The sequence below is a fragment of the Variovorax sp. 160MFSha2.1 genome (assembly GCF_048305075.1).
Lineage (GTDB): Bacteria > Pseudomonadota > Gammaproteobacteria > Burkholderiales > Burkholderiaceae_C > Variovorax > Variovorax guangxiensis.
In genome coordinates this window covers 3,723,180-3,740,292 of record NZ_CP157624.1, presented here as the reverse complement: position 1 = coordinate 3,740,292, position 17,113 = coordinate 3,723,180, and the positions used below count along the sequence as shown (strand labels likewise).

Genomic DNA, 17,113 nt, shown 5'->3' with positions numbered 1-17,113 from the left:
TCCCGCAAACCGAGCCGGAGAAGAATTTCATGGCCCAGTACACAGCGGAAGTCCTCTGGCTGCGTGGCGAGCAGGACTTCCTCGCGAACACCTACAGCAGGCGGCACTCGCTGCGCTTCGATGGCGGTGCCGAAGTGGCCGCGTCTTCCTCGCCGCACGTGGTGCCGCTGCCGATGTCGGATGCATCGGCGGTCGATCCGGAGGAGATGTTCGTGGCCTCGCTGTCGAACTGCCACATGCTGTGGTTCCTCACGATGGCGGTGAAGCGCAGGTTCGTGGTCGACCGGTATTTCGATGCGGCCGTCGGCGTGATGGAGAAGAACGCCGAGGGCAAGATGGCGATGACGGTGGTCACGTTGCGGCCCGAGGTGATCTTCTCGGGCGAGAACCTGCCCACGCGCGAGCAGATCGGGCAGATGCACCACCGGGCGCACGAGGAATGCTTCATCGCCAACTCGGTGAAGACCGAGGTGCGCTGCGAGCCGGTGTTCTGACCCGGCCGCGCGGGGTCAGCCGACGAGCGAACGGCTCTTCATCTCGAGCCGGGTAACGAGGCGCTGCAGCGCGCTTTCGGCGCCCGGCGGCAGCGCCAGGAAGCGGAAGCCCAACTGGTAGCGCGGCGTGCCGTTGGGCTGCGTGCCGGGGCGCAGCGACACCAGTTCCAGGTCGAGCGTGAGGCGCCCGAGCGCTCCCAGCGAAAGTTCGCAGTCCCGCAGGAAGGTGCCGACTGGCAACGCGGCCGCGCGTTCGTCGCGGGTGCGCAGGCCTACGCCGCCCAGCGACAGGTCCTGCACCTCGAAGGAGAAGGCCTCGCGGTTGGGCAGGATGCCGGAGCAGGTGTACGAATCGGCGATCGGCGCGTCCACACGGAAGTACTCGCGCCGCTGCAGGTAGACGAGCATCTCCGGAAAGTCGGCCTCGAACGCCGGCATGCCCTCGTAGCGGATCTCGCGCGGCGAGGCGATGGAGAACTCGATGCGCACGCCGTCCTGCTGGGCCTCGAAGTGGCAGCGCGGCGCCGCCAGCAGGCCCTGGTTCTGCTCGGGCGAGGCGCCCCAGTCGAAGATGAAGACGCGGGCGCGGGTGTCCACGTCGAGCAGCTGCGTCACCAGATGGCCGCCCGCGTATTGCACGGTGAGGTTGTCGCGGCGGCCGGCGAGGTTGCGCAGGTGGACGCCGATCTCCGCCGGCGTGCGGCGGCCGAATCCGCTGGTGTGCTCGGCTGCATTCGACTGTTCTGTATCCATGAGCTTGTGTGTCTGTTTTCCGGCGCGCGCATGGGCGGGCTGGCTCCCGGGGCCGGATGCCGGGTGGAGGGTGTCGGGACGGGTTTCCGGCAGGCAGCCGAAGTGATTAACGGCATTTGCCGGCCGGAATTTAGGGCTGCGCGGCGATCTGCAGGCAGATCGCCGCCCGATCGGCCCCCTGCAGCGGCAATCCCCGCGGTCAGCGGCGCTGCAGCCTCGGGTTCTTGGCGAACAGCTCGGCGGCCCAGTCCACGAAGGCGCGCACCTTCGCACTCAGGTGGCGGTTGGGCGGATAGACCACGTGGATGGGCAGCGGGTCGCGCTGCCAGTCGGGCAGTATCTGCACCAGCTCACCGCTTTCCAGCAGCGGCTCGGCCATGAAGGTGATGCACTGCGAAATGCCGAAGCCGCCGAGCACCGCCGTGATGTGCGCGTTGCTCTCGTTCACGGCCACGCGGTAGGGGCCGTTCAGCTCGATCACCTCGTCGCCCTTCTTGAACTCGTGCGGATACACGCGCCGCGTGGTGCCCGAGAAGTAGCTGACCACGTGATGGCGCTTCTCGATGTCGTTCGGATGCTGCGGGATGCCGTAGCGCTTTACATAGGCCGGCGACGCCACGGTGACGAAATCCAGCGTGCCGATGCGCCGGGCCACCAGCGACTGGTCGCTGAGTTCGCCCGCGCGGATCACGCAGTCGACGTTGTCGCTGATGAGGTCGACGGTGCGGTCGCTCACGCCCAGGTCGACCTGGATGTCGGGGTAGCGGTCGCAGAAGGTGGCCAGCGCGGGCAGGATGATCAGCCTCGCCACCGATGTGCCGACGTCGATGCGCAGCCGCCCCGTGGGGTTGGCCTGCGCATTCGTCATGCTGGCTTCCATGTCGTCGAAGTCGTTGAGCAGGCGCGCCGCCCGCTCGAAGTAGGCCGCGCCGTCGGGCGTGACCGTGACGCGGCGCGTGGTGCGGTTGAGCAGCTTCACGCGCAGGCGCGATTCGAGCGCCTGAATCTGCTTGGTGACCGTGCCCTTGGGGAGGGCCAGCGAGTCCGCTGCCCGGGTGAAGGTGCCGGCTTCCACGACGCGGACGAAGATCCGCATGGCCTGGATTTGATCCATCGAATGCCTGTTCTGGGTACCCGGCCCACACCGGGGGAGGCGGATTCTCACACAAGGAGACAATTCCCTCCGGTGGCAGCGCCTGTTGCCCCGGTCTGTGCTGATTGTTGTCCGTTTGGAAACAGAGTGGGGTCGGCCGACCCTGTTTATGGACAGATCGGCCGACTTATATTTCAACCATCGCCCAAATCCCCGAGGTCGCCCATGTCACCCGTTCCATCGTCCCGTTCTGCCGAAGCCGCCGCCCGCGCTGCGGCACAAGGCGTGGAAGCCGATCTTTCGATCGAGCTGCCCGGCCGCGAACCGGTCGGTGCCCGTGTGTACGGCCAGCGCGCCAAGGGCGATGTGGCGCCGCTGGTGCTGCATTTCCACGGCGGCACCTTCGTCTGCGGCGGCCTGGACAACGGCCGCAACGTGGCGCGGCTGCTGGCGGGGGCGGGCGCGGTGGTGGTTTCGCTGGCCTACCCGCTGGCGCCTCAGTCTCCGTTCCCGGAGCCCATCGAAGTGGGCTATGCGGCCCTCGAATGGCTCTACAAGCAGCGCACCAAGCTCGGCGGCAAGGGCTCCCAGGTCTATCTGGCCGGCGAGGAGGCCGGCGGCAACCTGGCGGCGGCCGTGGCGCTGATCGCCCGCGACCGGGCCCATCCGCCGATCGCGGGCCAGATCCTGCTGTCGCCCATGCTTGACCCCTGCGCCGGCACCGCCTCGCTGCGCAACGCCACCAACGACGCGGCCGAATGCCGCTGGGCCAGCGGCTGGGAGAAGTACCTGAGCTGCCCCTCGAACGCGATGCACCCCTACGCAGTGCCCAGCGGTTCGCTGCGGCTGTCGGCACTGGCGCCCGCGCTGGTGCTGGTGGGTGCCGACGACGCCATGCACGACGAGGCAATGACCTTCGCCAACCGCCTGCGCGCGGCCGGCATCGAGGTCACGAGCAGCGTGCTGCCCAGCGCGGCCAACTGGCCCAAGGCGCTGTACGACACCGAGAACACGGGCTGCGTAGCCTGTGAAGCGGCGGTGCAGCAGCACTTCCGTGAGTTCTTCAGCGCGACGACGCCGCCGCCCGCGACGGCCAACCACCCCAGCTAGTTCCCGCCGGTCACCGGCTGCCTGATCGACACGCTGCCAGCGCGGCCGCGTGCCGGGGCCCCTTTTTCCCTGAAATCCCGCCTCCTGGTGCCAAAAGCGCCGGGGTGGCTTGTTGCATCCCAAAAGTCATCGAGAAGGACTGAACATCATGTCGAACAACGAGAAAAAGCTGTCTTCCGCCGCCCGCAAGGGCCTCTGGCCTGCCGTGACCGGCCTCACCGCGCTGCTGGCCGTGGCCGCGGCGGTGGTGGGCATGTACAGCTTCAAGGCCGAAGCCAACAACGCACCGGCGGCGCCGCAGGCCACGCCGGTGTCGGTCGCCACGGTGGCGGCGAGCGAGATCAACGCCTGGGACGAGTTCTCGGGCCGGCTCGAAGCCGTGCAGCGCGTCGACGTGCGCTCCCGCGTGGCGGGTGCCGTGCAGGCGGTGCACTTCCGCGAAGGCGCGCTGGTGAAGCAGGGCGACCTGCTGGTCACCATCGACCCCGCGCCTTACGCGGCCGAGGTCGAGCGTGCCGAGGCGCAGGTGGCTTCCGCGCAGGCCCGCCAGTCCTTCAGCCGCAGCGAGCAGGAGCGCGCCAAGCGCCTGTGGGACGACAAGGCCATCGCCCAGCGCGAGTATGACGAGCGTGTGAACGCCGGCCGCGAAGCCGAAGCCAACCTGCGCGCGGCGCAAGCTTCGCTGCAGTCGGCGCGCCTGAACCTGGGCTACACCCAGGTGCGTGCCCCGGTGTCGGGCCGCATCGGCCGCATCGAGGTGACGGTGGGCAACCTGGTGGCGGCCGGTCCGGGCGCTCCGGTGCTGACCACGCTGGTGTCGGTGAGCCCGATCTACGCGAGCTTCGATGCCGACGAACAGGTCATCACCCGCGCGCTGAAGGAGCTGCCCAGCGGCTCCAGCGCCCGCGGCCAGATCGAGAGCATCCCCGTGCAGATGGGCACCGCCGGCATGGACGGCACGCCTTTCACCGGCAAGCTGCAGCTGATCGACAACCAGGTCGATGCCCGCAGCGGCACCGTGCGCGTTCGTGCCTCGTTCGACAACAAGGACGGCGCGCTCATTCCCGGCCAGTTCGCCCGCATCCGCATGGGCCAGGCCCGCAACGACACCGCGCTGCTGGTGAGCGAACGCGCCATCGGCACCGACCAGAACAAGAAGTTCGTGATGGTCGTGGGTGACGACAGCAAGGCCGTCTACCGCGAAGTGACGCTCGGGGCCTCCATCAACGGCCTGCGTGTCGTGAGCAAGGGCCTGAAGGCGGGCGACCGCGTGATCGTCAACGGCCTGCAGCACATCCGCCCGGGTGCGGTGGTGGCGCCGCAGCAGGTGACGATGGACGCGAAGGCCGATACGAAGCAACAACAACCGGAACGCGTGGCAGAGGCCGCCAGATCTTGAACCACCCCCAGGCTTGCTCACTTCGTGTAGCCGCCAACCCCCTCACGGGGGCAACACCAGCGGCCCGGCAAAGCCGGTTCCGCGGTGTTCCTGAAATGGGAGCCACTTGGATGCTGCGTGCTTGCACGCGGCGTGGACCGCGCACGACGCGGTGGAGTAAACGAACATGAATCTCTCAAAATTCTTCATCGACCGGCCGATCTTTGCCGGCGTGCTGTCGCTGTTGATGCTGATAGCGGGCCTGATCGCGTTGCGCGGTCTGCCGATCTCGGAGTACCCGGAAGTCGCGCCGCCCTCGGTGGTGGTGCGTGCCCAGTACCCCGGTGCGAATCCGAAGGTGATCGCCGAGACGGTGGCCACCCCGCTGGAAGAGCAGATCAACGGCGTCGAAGGCATGCTCTACATGGGCAGCCAGGCGACCACCGACGGCGTGCTGACGCTCACCGTCACCTTCCGCCTCGGCACCGATCCCGACAAGGCACAGCAGCTGGTGCAGAACCGCGTCTCCCAAGCCGAGCCGCGCCTGCCCGAGGAAGTGCGCCGTCTCGGCATCACGACCGTCAAGAGCGCGCCCGACCTGACGATGGTGGTCCACCTCGTCTCGCCGAACAACCGCTACGACATCAACTACCTGCGCAACTACGCGGTGCTGAACGTGAAGGACCCGCTGGCGCGCATCGAAGGCGTGGGCCAGGTCCAGATCTTCGGCGGCGGCGATTACTCCATGCGCGTGTGGCTCGACCCGCAGAAGGTCGCGCAGCGCGGCCTGTCGGCTTCCGACGTGGTGGCCGCCATCCGCGGCCAGAACGTGCAGGCCGCGGCCGGCGTGGTCGGCGCTTCGCCGGGCCTGTCGGGCGTGGACATGCAGCTGTCGATCAACGCGCAGGGCCGCCTGCAGAGCGAGGAAGAGTTCGGCGACATCATCGTCAAGAGCGGCACCGACGGCGCCGTCACGCGTCTTCGCGACATCGGCCGCCTCGAGATGGGCGCCGCCGACTACTCGCTGCGCTCGCTGCTGAACAACGACCCGGCCGTCGGCATGGGCGTGTTCCAGGCGCCGGGCTCCAACGCGCTCGACATCTCTGCCAACGTCCGCAAGACGATGGAAGAGCTCAACAAGAACATGCCCGAGGGCCTGGAATACCGCATCGCCTACGACCCGACGCAGTTCGTGCGCGCGTCCATCGAGTCGGTGATCCACACGCTGCTCGAAGCCATCATGCTGGTGGTGCTGGTCGTGATCCTGTTCCTGCAGACCTGGCGCGCTTCCATCATCCCGCTGCTGGCCGTGCCGGTGTCGGTGATCGGTACCTTCGCGGTGCTGCACATCCTCGGTTTCTCGATCAACGCGCTGAGCCTGTTCGGGCTGGTGCTGGCCATCGGCATCGTGGTGGACGACGCCATCGTCGTGGTGGAGAACGTCGAGCGGAACATCGAAGCCGGCCTGACGCCGCGTGAGGCCACGTACCGCGCCATGCGCGAAGTGTCGGGCCCGATCATCGCGATCGCGCTGGTGCTGGTGGCCGTGTTCGTGCCGCTGGCCTTCATCAGCGGCCTCACGGGCCAGTTCTACCGCCAGTTCGCGGTGACCATCGCGATCTCTACGGTGATCTCGGCCATCAACTCGCTGACGCTGTCGCCCGCGCTCGCCGCCTTGCTGCTGCGCGGCCACGACGAGCCCAAGGACGCGCTGACGCGCGGCATGGACCGCGTCTTCGGCTGGCTGTTCCGCGGCTTCAACCGCTTCTTCCATCGCGGCTCCGAGGCCTACAGCGGCGGCGTCAAGCGCGTGATTTCGCGCAAGGCGCTGATGCTGGGGATCTACGTCGCGCTCATCGCGGTGACCTTCGGCCTGTTCAAGGCGGTGCCCGGCGGCTTCGTGCCGGCGCAGGACAAGCAATACCTGATCGGTTTTGCGCAACTGCCCGACGGCGCCACGCTGGACCGCACCGACGAGGTGATCCAGCGCATGGGCGAGATCATGAAGAAGAACCCGAACGTGGAAGACGCCATCGCCTTCCCGGGCCTGTCGATCAACGGCTTCACCAACAGCTCCAACTCGGGCATCGTGTTCGCCACGCTCAAGCCCTTCGACCAGCGCAAGCGCCCCGACCAGAGCGGCGGCGCGGTGGCGGGCCAGCTCAACGGCGCGTTCTCGAGCATCCAGGACGCCTTCATCGTGATGTTCCCGCCGCCGCCGGTGGCGGGCCTGGGCACCACGGGCGGCTTCAAGCTGCAGCTGGAAGACCGCGGCTCGGTGGGCTACGACCAGATGGACGCGGCGGTGAAGGCCTTCATGGCCAAGGCACAGCAGGCGCCCGAGCTGGCCGGCATGTTCACCAGCTGGCAGGTCAACGTGCCGCAGCTGTATGCCGACATCGACCGCACCAAGGCCCGCCAGCTCGGCGTGCCGGTGACGGACATCTTCGACACCATGCAGATCTACCTGGGCAGCCTGTACGCCAACGACTTCAACAAGTTCGGCCGCACGTACTCCGTGCGCGTCCAGGCCGATGCGCCTTACCGCGCCCGTGCCGAGGACGTGGGCCTGTTGAAGGTGCGCTCGACCTCGGGCGAGATGGTGCCGCTGTCGGCGCTGATGAAGGTGAATTCGACCTTCGGGCCTGAGCGCGCCATGCGCTACAACGGCTACCTCGCCGCCGACATCAACGGCGGCCCGGCGCCGGGCTATTCGTCGGGCCAGGCGCAGGACGCGATCGTGAAGATCGCCGCCGAGACGCTGCCCAAGGGCGTGAGCTTCGAGTGGACCGAGCTGACCTACCAGGAGATCCTGGCCGGCAACTCCGCCTTCCTGGTGTTCCCGCTGGCGATCCTGCTGGTGTTCCTGGTGCTGGCCGCGCAGTACGAGAGCCTGACGCTGCCGATCGCGATCATCCTGATCGTGCCGATGGGCATCCTGGCCGCGATGACCGGCGTGTGGATATCGGGGGGCGACAACAACGTCTTCACGCAGATCGGGCTCATAGTGCTTGTGGGGCTGAGTGCGAAGAACGCGATCCTGATCGTGGAGTTCGCACGGGAGCTCGAATTCGCAGGCCGCACGCCCGTGCAGGCGGCCATCGAAGCCAGCCGGCTGCGCCTGCGCCCGATTCTCATGACCTCGCTGGCCTTCGTGATGGGCGTGCTGCCCCTCGTGCTGTCGACCGGCGCGGGCTCGGAGATGCGCAAGGCCATGGGCGTGGCGGTGTTCGCCGGGATGATCGGCGTGACGGCCTTCGGCCTGTTCCTCACTCCGGTGTTCTACGTGCTGCTGCGCCGCCTCGCGGGCAACCGGCCGCTGAAGCTGCATGGCGAAGTGCCGCATGGCGAGGACTTCGTGTCGGCCGGCCATCCCGCGGCGCCTGCATCGCACGGCGGCTCGGGCGGCGGCGGTCTGAACCCGATGCCTGCGTCGCCGCGCCCCTCGCACGGCTCGCACGACTGACCGATCGGAAAGAAGAAAACAGAAAGCTGATCATGAAATTCTCAGTACAACCCTTGGTGAAGCCCGTGCGGACTGCCTTGCTGCCGCTGATGGCCGCCCTGGTCCTGGCCGGCTGTGCCACCGTGCCCTCGGGCCTGCCCGAGATCCAGACCACCGCCCAGTTCAAGGAGCAGGGCAAGGAGCCGCAGCAACAAGGCGCCACGCCGCCCGCCGGCTTCACGCGCGCCGTGCCCGCCGAGGCACAGCCGCGCGGCGCCTGGTGGCTGGCGTTCAACGACCCGGTGCTCAATTCGCTGGTCGAGAAGGCCGACGTGAACAACGGCAACATCCAGGCCGCTGCCGCGCGGCTGGCCGAGGCCCGCGCGCTGGCGCGCAGCGCCAACGCCGACCGCCTGCCGCAGATCGGCCTGGGCGCCGGCGCCAACCGCGGCGCGGGCCTTGACAAGGCCACCGCCAGCACGCGCCCGGCCACGATGACCAACATCGGCGCCACCTTCTCGTACGAGGTCGACCTGTTCGGCCGGCTCTCGGGCGCGAGCAAGGCCGCGAACCTGGACGCGGCCGGCCGCGAGGCGCTGCTGCAGAGCACGCGCCTGGCGGTGCAGGCCGAGGTGGCGCAGACCTATCTGCAGCTTCGCGCACTCGATGCGGAGCGCGCGCTGGTGCGCGAGCAGGTCGAGGCCTACCGCGACACGCTGCGCCTGTCGCAGCGCCGCGAGCAGGCCGGCGACATCGCCGAGCTCGACGTGGCGCGCGTGCAGACCGAGGTGTCGTCCACCGAATCGGACGCACTCGCGCTCGACCGCCAGCGCGCCCAGGTGGAACATGCGCTTGCGGTGCTGGTGGGCGATTCGGCCTCCAGCTTCGGCCTGAGCGGCGCCGACTGGTCGACCACGCTGCCGAGCATTCCACCGGGCGTGCCGGCCACGGTGCTCACCCGCCGCCCCGACGTGTCGGCCGCGCAGAGCGCCGTGCTCGCGGCGCAGGCCCGCGTCGGCGTGGCGCAGGCCGCGTGGTTCCCCGACATCTCGCTGACCGGCGCCGCCGGCTACGCCTCGCCCGAGATCGGCGACCTCTTCAAGTGGTCGGCCCGCTCGTGGGGCGTGGGTGCGCTGCTGTCGCTGCCGATCTTCGACGGCGGCCGCCGCGAGGCCGGCGTGCAGGGCGCCAACGCCCAACTCGACGGCGCGCTCGCGAGCTACCGCACGCAGGTGCTGGTCGCCTTCCAGGAGGTGGAAGACCAGCTGGCCGCCATCCGCACGCTGCAGGAGCAGTCGGTGGTGCAGGCGCAGGCCGTCACCTCGGCGGCCCGCGCGACCAGCCTGTCGGACACGCGCTACCGCAACGGCTACATCAGCCAGCTCGATCTGCTGGACGCCCGCCGCAGCGAGTTGCGCAACCGCCGCCAGGCGCTGCAGGTGAAGTCGGCCCAGTACCAGGCGGCCGTGGGTCTGATCCGCGCCATCGGCGGAGGCTGGGACGTGCCGGCGCCGGTGGCTGCGGCCGGCACCGCGCAGACCACGGTGGCCGCGCGCTGAATCGCTCGGGAAAGAAATTGACAGCCTGAACGCCGCAAGGCGGTCTTGCGCCGTCGGGGGCTCAGCCGGTTTCGCCGGCGGGGCTTTCGGCGGCGCTTATTTTTTGCAACTCCAGCACGCCCATGGCCAGGGCGTTCGAATAGCTGGCCTGCGGCCGGACGGCCCTGCGGCAGACCCGGTAGTCCAGGGTTTCGGAGGCTTCGTCGGCGTGGTGGGCCTCGAGCAGGGTCCAGAAGAACTGGCCCGGCTCGGGTTCCTCGACGGTCAGCGCCAAATCGTTCAAGGCTGGCATGGTTCCCTGGGGTGTGTTGTTGTGACAGTGTGCGACGCCGGGTGTACGCAGGAAAGCGCCGCCCGGATTCATGGGCCGCATTTGCAGCGCCGGTGTGTGAAAGATGTCGCAGTCCGGCGAGAGGGCCGCGGCGCTCAACGACAATCCGCCGATGAGTTCAAAGGCGAATAGCGGACCGGCGCGCTGCGTCATGGTCCTGGGCACCACCAGCGGCGCCGGCAAGAGCTGGCTGGCCACCGCGCTGTGCCGCTGGTATGCCCGCCGGGGCCTGAAGGTGGCGCCCTTCAAGGCGCAGAACATGAGCAACAACGCCCGGGTGGTCGACGGCGGCGAGATCGGCAGCGCCCAGTATTTCCAGGCCCTGGCCGCGAATGCGGTGCCCGACGTTCGCATGAACCCGCTGCTGCTCAAGCCCGAGCGCGACACCCACAGCCAGGTGGTGCTGATGGGGCAGGTGAGCGAGGCGCTCTCTGCCTTGCCCTGGCGCGGCCGCAGCGAGCGCGTCTGGCCGCGGATCGCGCAGGCGCTCGACGAGCTGCGCGCCGAGAACGACGTGGTCGTGATCGAAGGCGCCGGCTCGCCGGCCGAGATCAACCTGATGGCCAGCGACATCGTCAACATGCGCATCGCCCGCCACGCGCAGGCGCGCTGCCTGCTCGCGACCGACATCGACCGCGGCGGCGCCTTCGCCCACCTGTACGGCACCTGGGCGCTGCTGCCCGAGGCCGACCGGGCACTGCTGCGCGGCTTCGTGCTCAACAAGTTCCGGGGCGATGCCGCGCTGCTCGCGCCGGCCCCGCAGCAGCTGCGGGAGCTGACCGGCGTGCCCACCGTGGCGACGCTGCCCATGTGGTGGCAGCACGGCCTGCCCGAGGAAGACGGCGTGTTCGACGACCGCAGCCGCTCCAGCGGCACCGTCACGCGCACGGTGGCGGTCGTCGCCTATCCGCGCATCAGCAACCTCGACGAATTCCAGGCGCTGAAGAACGTGCCCGGCGTGCGGCTGGTCTGGGCCCGTGCGCCCGCCGACGTGGCCGGCGCCGACTGGATCGTGCTGCCCGGCTCCAAGAACACCAGCGGCGACCTGGCCTGGCTGCGCGCGCAGGGGCTGGACCGCGCCGTGGCCGCGCATGCCGAACGCGGCGGCGCGGTGCTGGGCATCTGCGGCGGCCTGCAGATGCTGGGCGAGGCGCTGGTGGATCCGCACGGCATCGACGGCAATGCCCCGGGGCTCGGCCTGCTGCCGCTGGTGACGGTGTTCGAGCGCGAGAAGACGGTGCGGCATCGCACGGCCGGCTTCGGCGAGCTGACCGGGGCCTGGAGCGCGCTGTCGGACGTGCCGGTTGGCGGCTACGAGATCCATCACGGCCAGACCGCCGAGCACCCGCAACTCGCGCATGACGGCAGGGCTGTGATGCCCGAGGGGCTGGCCTGGCAGAACGCGCGGGGCAACGTGCTCGGCATCTATCTTCACGGCCTGTTCGAGGACCCGGGCGCGCTGCATGCGCTCTTCGGCGCCTCGGCGCCCACGCTGGAATCCACCTTCGACGGCCTGGCCGATTTCATCGACACCCACTTCGACACCGGCGTGCTCGCCGGACTGATTGCATGACCGAATTCGTTCCCACGATCCCCGACATTTCCGACGCCGCGCTCGCCGCACGCCTGCAGGCCGCGCTCGACAACAAGACCAAGCCGCTTGGCGCGCTCGGCCGGCTGGAGGCGCTGGCGCTGCGCATCGGAAGCATCCTCGGCACCGACAAGCCCGTGCTGGAGGCGCCGCAGATGCTGGTCTGCGCCGCCGACCACGGGCTGGCGGCGCGCGGCGTCTCGGCCTACCCGAGCGAGGTGACCTGGCAGATGGTCGAGAACTTCCTGGCCGGCGGCGCCGCCGTGAGCGTGCTCGCGCGCCAGCACGGCCTGGCGCTGACGGTGGTGGACTGCGGCGTGCGCCGCGACTTCCAGGCGCGCCCGGGTCTGGTGTCTCGCCGCATCGCCCCCGGCACGGCCGACGCTTCGGTGGCGCCGGCGATGAGCGCCGAACAATGCGCGCAGGCGATTGCCAACGGCCGCGAGGTGGTGCGCGCGCTGCCCGGCAACGCGCTGCTGCTCGGCGAGATGGGCATCGGCAACAGCTCGTCGGCCGCGCTTCTGCTGTCGCGCCTGGGCGGGCTGGACATCGACGCCTGCATCGGCATCGGCACAGGCCTCGACGCGGCCGGCCTGGCGCGCAAGCGCGAGGTGCTGCGGCAGGTGCTCGCGCTGCACGCCGGCGCGACGGCACCGCTGGAAGCGCTCGCGGCACTCGGCGGCTTCGAGCTGGCGACACTGGCGGGCGCGGTACTCCAGGCGGCCAGCGAGCGGCGGGTGATCGTGGTCGACGGCTACATCGCCAGCGCCGCGGTGCTGGTGGCGCAGGCGCTGCAGCCGCACGTGGTGCAGCGCTGCGTGGCCGCGCACCGCTCGGCCGAGCCGGGGCATGCGTTGCTGCTGGAGCGGCTGGGGTTGGAGCCGCTGCTGCTGCTCGACCTGCGCCTGGGCGAGGGCTCGGGCGGCGCGCTGGCATGGCCGCTGCTCGAATCCGCCTGCCGCATCCTGCGCGAGATGGCGAGCTTCGAATCGGCCGGCGTGTCTCGAAAGGAAGCATGAACGCCGCGCCGGGCCGCCCCAAGCAAGCTCGCACCGCAGTGCGAAGCACGAAGGTATTCCTGTGAGCGGCATCCGCCATTTCCTGCTCGCGCTGCAGTTTTTCACCCGGGTGCCGGTGACGGGCTCGCTGGCCGAGTGGGTTGGCTTCAGCCCGCAGATGCTGCGCGCGAGCGCTGCTCATCTGCCCGGCATCGGCTGGCTGGTGGGCGGGATGGCGGCGCTGGTGTTCGCGGGCGTGGCCTGGGGCTTGCAGGGTACGGCGGGAGCATTGGCCGCTGCGGTGATCAGCACGGTCGCCACGGTGATGCTCACCGGGGCTTTCCATGAAGACGGGCTGGCCGACGTGGCCGACGGCCTGGGCGGATCGGCGAGTCGCGAGCGGGCACTGGAGATCATGAAGGACTCGCGTATCGGCGCCTTCGGGGCCGTGGCGCTGGTGCTGGCGCTCGGGCTCAAGTTCGCGCTGCTCGCCGCGCTTGCGGGGCGGGGGCTGCAGGCGGCGGCGATCGCCATCGTCGGCGCGCATGTGCTGTCGCGGCTGATGCCGCTGTTCCTGATCCGCTGGCTGCCCTATGTGGGCGACAGCGGCGCGAGCAAGGCCAAACCGCTGGCGGATGCGATCAGCCCGGGCGCGCTGCTCATCGCCATCGTCTGGACGGTGCCTGCCGTGGTGTTGCTTCTGCAGGCACACGATGCGGTTCATGTCGCGGCGGCGGTGCTCGCGGCCACGCTCGCGGCGGGCTGGATGGCGCAGCTCTTCGTGCGGCGGCTGCGGGGCTTCACGGGCGACGGGCTGGGCGCGACGCAACAGGTCTGCGAGCTCGCCATCTACCTCGCGCTGGCCTGGAAGGCATGAGCACGCTCTGGCTCCAGCGCCATGCGCCGGTCGTGGCCCAGCCCGGCCTCTGCTACGGGGCGACGGACCTCGAAGCCCATGCCGACGCCACGCTGGCTGCCGCCGGCCGCATCGCGCCCCTGCTGCCGGCGGGCGTGACGCTGTGCAGCTCTCCGCTGAGGCGCTGCGTCGCGCTGGCCGAAGCCATCGCCGCGCTGCGGCCGGATTTGTCGGTCCGGCGCGACGTGCGGCTGGCCGAGATGGATTTCGGCGCGTGGGAAGGCCGGCCCTGGGCCGACATCCCGCGCGAGGACTTCGACGCCTGGACGGCCGACTTCGCCGATCTGCGCGCCGGCACCCGCGGCGAGAGCGTGCGCGCCTTCATGTCGCGCATCGCCGAGGCGCACGACGAATGGCTGGCTCGGCCGCGCGACACGCTCTGGGTCACGCATGCGGGCGTGCTGCGCGCCGTGACCCTGCTGCAACGCGGCATCCGCTGCCCGGTTTTGGCGAGTGACTGGCCGTCCGGCGAGATGCCCTTCGGCAATTGGCTGGTTTTCGATAAAAAACCCTGACCGGACAGCGGCCGCGCGCTACTTGCCGCCCGCGCCGCTGCCTTCGTCGTTGCGCGCCAGCTCCCGCCGCATCCGCTCGGCGACCGCGCTGCGCCCGTGGGCGTCCAGCTTCAGGTAGATGTTCTTGAGGTGCCACTTGACCGTGTCCAGCGACAGGCCGAGCGTGAGCGCGATCTTCTTGTTGGGCAGCGACTGCAGCAGCAGCTCGGCGATCTCGGCCTCGCGCAGCGTGAGCAGCCGCGTCAGGCGCCGGTCGTCGCGCAGGCGCGGCACCGGCGCAGGCTCGGTGCGCGCGTCGAGCTGCGAACGGGCCTGCGCCTCGATGCGCTCGATGAAGAAGCCCAGCACCGGGTCGAGGTTGGGGATGGACGCCGCCGTGCGGATCAGCGGCAGGACGTTGTCGTGCGCGCCCAGCAGGGTCTGCAGCAGCCCGAGCCGATGGCCCAGGCGCAGGGCCGCGCACACGCGCGCCCTGGACGCCTCGGCGTGGCCCAGCCTGCGTTCGACCTCGGCCGCCTGCAGCTGCAGGGCGGCGACGAGGCCGACCTGACCGAGTTTTTCGTAGTGCCGCGACAGGTGTTCGATTCTTTCCAGCGTGGAGGGCTGGTCGCCGTCGTGCATCGCCATCCGGATGCGCGCGCGCTCCACGACGTCGGCGATGCGCCGCAGCGTGCCGTGGCCGACGGCGGGATGCCGGGCGTGCAGCGCCTCCAGTTCCTGCAGCGATTCGCGCGCGGCGCCGGCGTCGCCGTTCGCGAGCTGGACACCGAGCTGCTCCAGCAGCACGCAGGCCAGCGCGCGGTCCATGCCGTAGCGCCGCAGGAAGCAGCCGGCCTGCGCGAGGTGCTCGAGCGCCTCGCGCAGGCGGCCGGCGGCCTGCTGCGCGCGGTTGGCCACGATGATCATGCGCAGCGTGGTGTCGGGAATCAGCCCGTCGTGCGTGCCCAGCTGCTCCTGCATGAAGCGCGCCGCCACCAGCGGGCCCTGCTGTTCGTACAGAACCTCGACCAGCAGCTGGGCAGTGAGCCGCGCCGCCTCGCCGCAGCGTGCGCCGCGCTCCTGCGCCTCGTCCAGCACCTGGCGGTAGATGCGCTCCGCCCGGTGCATCTGGCCTTCGATGGCGTACGACAGCCCGACCAGGCACTGGCCCACCAGCGAGCCGAAGAGGGTGCCGGCGACCGGCTCGCCGTCGATGCGGGGCGCCGGCTCGTCGCGCTGGATGCGGCGCGCCTCCTCGAACTCGCCGCGATGCAGGTGCAGCCAGGTCAGCACGTTGCGCCTGCCGGCCACCGCGAACTCGTCGGCCGCGGGCGGCGGGGCCAGCAGCTCGGGCAGCAGCCAGGAGAGGGCGTCGTCGTCGTCGTTGCGGATGGCGAACAGGCAGCCCAGCAGCGTCAGCCGGTAGCGCATGGCCGGGTCGAGCGCGCCGGGCCTGGCGCGCAGGCGCTCGATGCTGCGGGCGCAGTCGTCCAGCCGGTAGTCGGCCAGTTCGACCCAGCCAATCCAGAGACCGAGATTGGCGTTGTCGCCGACCGTCCGGGCGTCGAGCTGGCGCAGCAGCGCGATCACCTCGCTCATCTTGCCCCGGGTGAAGAGCGCCTCCGCGCCGCGCTCGGCCAGCCGGCCTGCCGTTTCGTGGTTGTTGGCCGCGAGCGCGTGCCGCACGGCCTGGTGGTGCATGCCGCGGGTCGCGAAGGCGTGGCAGGCCGTGGCATGCACCCGCAGGCGCGAAGCTTCGGGCCAGGCCGCGAAGCGCACCAGCAGCACGCTGCGCAGCAGCGGATGCATGTGCCACCAGCGCTCGTGGGTGGCTGTCTCGGACGTTTCCACCACGAGCGACAGCAGGCCCTCGCGCACCAGCGGCTCCAGCAGCTCGGCGCACAGGGCCGGCGTGTAGCCGTCGCCGGCCAGGTCGGCGCACAGCGGCGCGCTGAAGCGCGTGGTGGCGGCGCAGCACGTGAGCAGGCGCAGCTGCGTTTCCGACAGGCGAGGGAAGACGTGCGCGTGGAAGTAGGCCGCGAAAGGCTCCGGGTCGGGCTCGCCGTGCAGCAGCGGCGACTGCACGCCGCGCCGGCGGCGCACGTCGGCGCTGGCCAGCCGCAGCAGGGCCGGCCACCCCTCGGTCAACCGGTGGATCGTCGCGGCCGCGCGCTCGTCGAGGTGGGGCAGCCGCATGCCGAGATAGTCGATCGATTCCGGCAGGCTGAAGCGCAGGTCGTCGTTGCGCAGCTCCAGCACCGTCTTGGAGGCGGGGGAGTGCGCCAGCGTCATCGGCAGTTCGTCCTGGCTGGCGAACACGCACAGCAGGTTCGGCGGCGCGTATTCGACGAGCAGCTGCAGCGCGTGCAGCACGTTGCCGCTCTGGGCGCACTGCACGTCGTCCACGATCAGCACCACCCTGCGGCCATGCGCCGCGATGCCGCGCACCAGCGCGATGACCAGCCGCTCCGTCGAGAGCGCATCGGGAACGGCGTGCGCCATGGCCTGCCCGGGAATGGCGGTGTCGATGCCTGCGAGGGCCGACATCAGGCCGGTCATGAAGTGCAGGTCGCCCTCGGGAAGGTCGGCGAGCCTGAGCCAGGCGATGCCGGCGTCCGACGAGACCAGCTCGCGCTGCCAGGTCAGCAGCAGCGAGCTCTTGCCGAAGCCGGCGGGTGCGCGCAGCACAACGCAGCGCCGGGTGTCCGGACCGTCGAGCCTCTCGAGCAGGCCTTGACGAACCAGCAGGCGGCGGCTTCGCGTGCGCAGAGCGGGCGTACCGGGGATTGGGGCGGGTTGCATCGCTGCGGATTCTGAGTCATCCCGCGCGCGGATCGGATCCCATATTCGAGGGTTTGCCCCTCCCCACCCTTCGAGGGTGGGGTGGCGCGCGGCCGCGCTGCCGATGAGGCAGCGCAGCCCTCAACAACAAGTCCACTGGAGAAAGCCTC

Annotated in this window: 13 protein-coding genes; 9 read left to right on the top strand and 4 right to left on the bottom strand. The window is 70.1% G+C overall.

What is annotated here, in order from left to right:
• The first annotated feature begins 29 nt into the window (after positions 1 to 29).
• Positions 30 to 494 carry an OsmC family protein gene (locus ABL838_RS16915; RefSeq protein ID WP_126023967.1) on the top strand — a complete coding sequence of 155 codons (465 nt, stop codon included), beginning with the start codon at positions 30 to 32 and terminating at the stop codon, positions 492 to 494.
• A 15-nt stretch (positions 495 to 509) separates the two neighbouring features.
• Here the strand turns inward: ABL838_RS16915 and ABL838_RS16910 are convergent, their stop codons facing one another.
• Both ABL838_RS16910 and ABL838_RS16905 read right to left on the bottom strand, forming a co-directional pair.
• On the bottom strand, positions 510 to 1,247 hold the full coding sequence (locus ABL838_RS16910; protein ID WP_418121226.1) for a flagellar brake protein: 738 nt from the start codon (positions 1,245 to 1,247) through the stop codon (positions 510 to 512).
• A gap of 199 nt (positions 1,248 to 1,446) precedes the next feature.
• Positions 1,447 to 2,361, bottom strand: coding sequence for a LysR family transcriptional regulator (locus ABL838_RS16905; protein WP_126023969.1), 915 nt, complete (start codon positions 2,359 to 2,361; stop codon positions 1,447 to 1,449).
• A 204-nt stretch (positions 2,362 to 2,565) separates the two neighbouring features.
• Here ABL838_RS16905 and ABL838_RS16900 point away from each other — a divergent pair, with 204 nt between their 5' ends.
• The 4 genes from ABL838_RS16900 (at position 2,566) to ABL838_RS16885 (ending at position 9,832) form a co-directional block, all read left to right on the top strand.
• A complete protein-coding gene (locus tag ABL838_RS16900) occupies positions 2,566 to 3,450 on the top strand; it encodes an alpha/beta hydrolase (protein ID WP_184637512.1) in 885 nt (294 codons plus the stop codon).
• A 148-nt stretch (positions 3,451 to 3,598) separates the two neighbouring features.
• A complete protein-coding gene (locus tag ABL838_RS16895; RefSeq protein ID WP_418121225.1) occupies positions 3,599 to 4,849 on the top strand; it encodes an efflux RND transporter periplasmic adaptor subunit in 1,251 nt (416 codons plus the stop codon).
• 166 nt (positions 4,850 to 5,015) lie between these two features.
• Positions 5,016 to 8,294, top strand: a complete 3,279-nt coding sequence (locus ABL838_RS16890; protein WP_418121224.1) for an efflux RND transporter permease subunit — start codon at positions 5,016 to 5,018, stop codon at positions 8,292 to 8,294.
• A gap of 32 nt (positions 8,295 to 8,326) precedes the next feature.
• Positions 8,327 to 9,832, top strand: a complete 1,506-nt coding sequence (locus ABL838_RS16885; protein ID WP_418121223.1) for an efflux transporter outer membrane subunit — start codon at positions 8,327 to 8,329, stop codon at positions 9,830 to 9,832.
• A gap of 61 nt (positions 9,833 to 9,893) precedes the next feature.
• Here the strand turns inward: ABL838_RS16885 and ABL838_RS16880 are convergent, their stop codons facing one another.
• Entirely contained in the window at positions 9,894 to 10,316 is a 423-nt protein-coding gene (locus tag ABL838_RS16880; RefSeq protein WP_260319256.1) for a hypothetical protein, read from the bottom strand.
• Here ABL838_RS16880 and ABL838_RS16875 point away from each other — a divergent pair.
• From ABL838_RS16875 to ABL838_RS16860, 4 genes are all read left to right on the top strand, one after another.
• Positions 10,276 to 11,736 (top strand): cobyric acid synthase, encoded by a 1,461-nt coding sequence (locus ABL838_RS16875; protein WP_418121222.1) that lies wholly within the window; start codon positions 10,276 to 10,278, stop codon positions 11,734 to 11,736. The two genes, ABL838_RS16880 and ABL838_RS16875, sit on opposite strands and share 41 nt — an antisense overlap.
• Positions 11,733 to 12,773, top strand: coding sequence for a nicotinate-nucleotide--dimethylbenzimidazole phosphoribosyltransferase (gene cobT / locus ABL838_RS16870; RefSeq protein WP_418121221.1), 1,041 nt, complete (start codon positions 11,733 to 11,735; stop codon positions 12,771 to 12,773). The genes ABL838_RS16875 and cobT overlap by 4 nt, the downstream gene beginning before the upstream one ends.
• Positions 12,774 to 12,834: 61 nt before the next feature.
• Positions 12,835 to 13,629, top strand: a complete 795-nt coding sequence (locus ABL838_RS16865) for an adenosylcobinamide-GDP ribazoletransferase (protein ID WP_418121220.1) — start codon at positions 12,835 to 12,837, stop codon at positions 13,627 to 13,629.
• On the top strand, positions 13,626 to 14,183 hold the full coding sequence (locus tag ABL838_RS16860) for a histidine phosphatase family protein (protein WP_418121219.1): 558 nt from the start codon (positions 13,626 to 13,628) through the stop codon (positions 14,181 to 14,183). Before ABL838_RS16865 ends, ABL838_RS16860 begins: the two co-directional genes overlap by 4 nt.
• Positions 14,184 to 14,201: 18 nt before the next feature.
• Here ABL838_RS16860 and ABL838_RS16855 read toward each other — a convergent pair whose 3' ends face one another.
• Positions 14,202 to 16,964 (bottom strand): LuxR C-terminal-related transcriptional regulator, encoded by a 2,763-nt coding sequence (locus ABL838_RS16855; protein WP_418121218.1) that lies wholly within the window; start codon positions 16,962 to 16,964, stop codon positions 14,202 to 14,204.
• Positions 16,965 to 17,113: the final 149 nt, after the last annotated feature.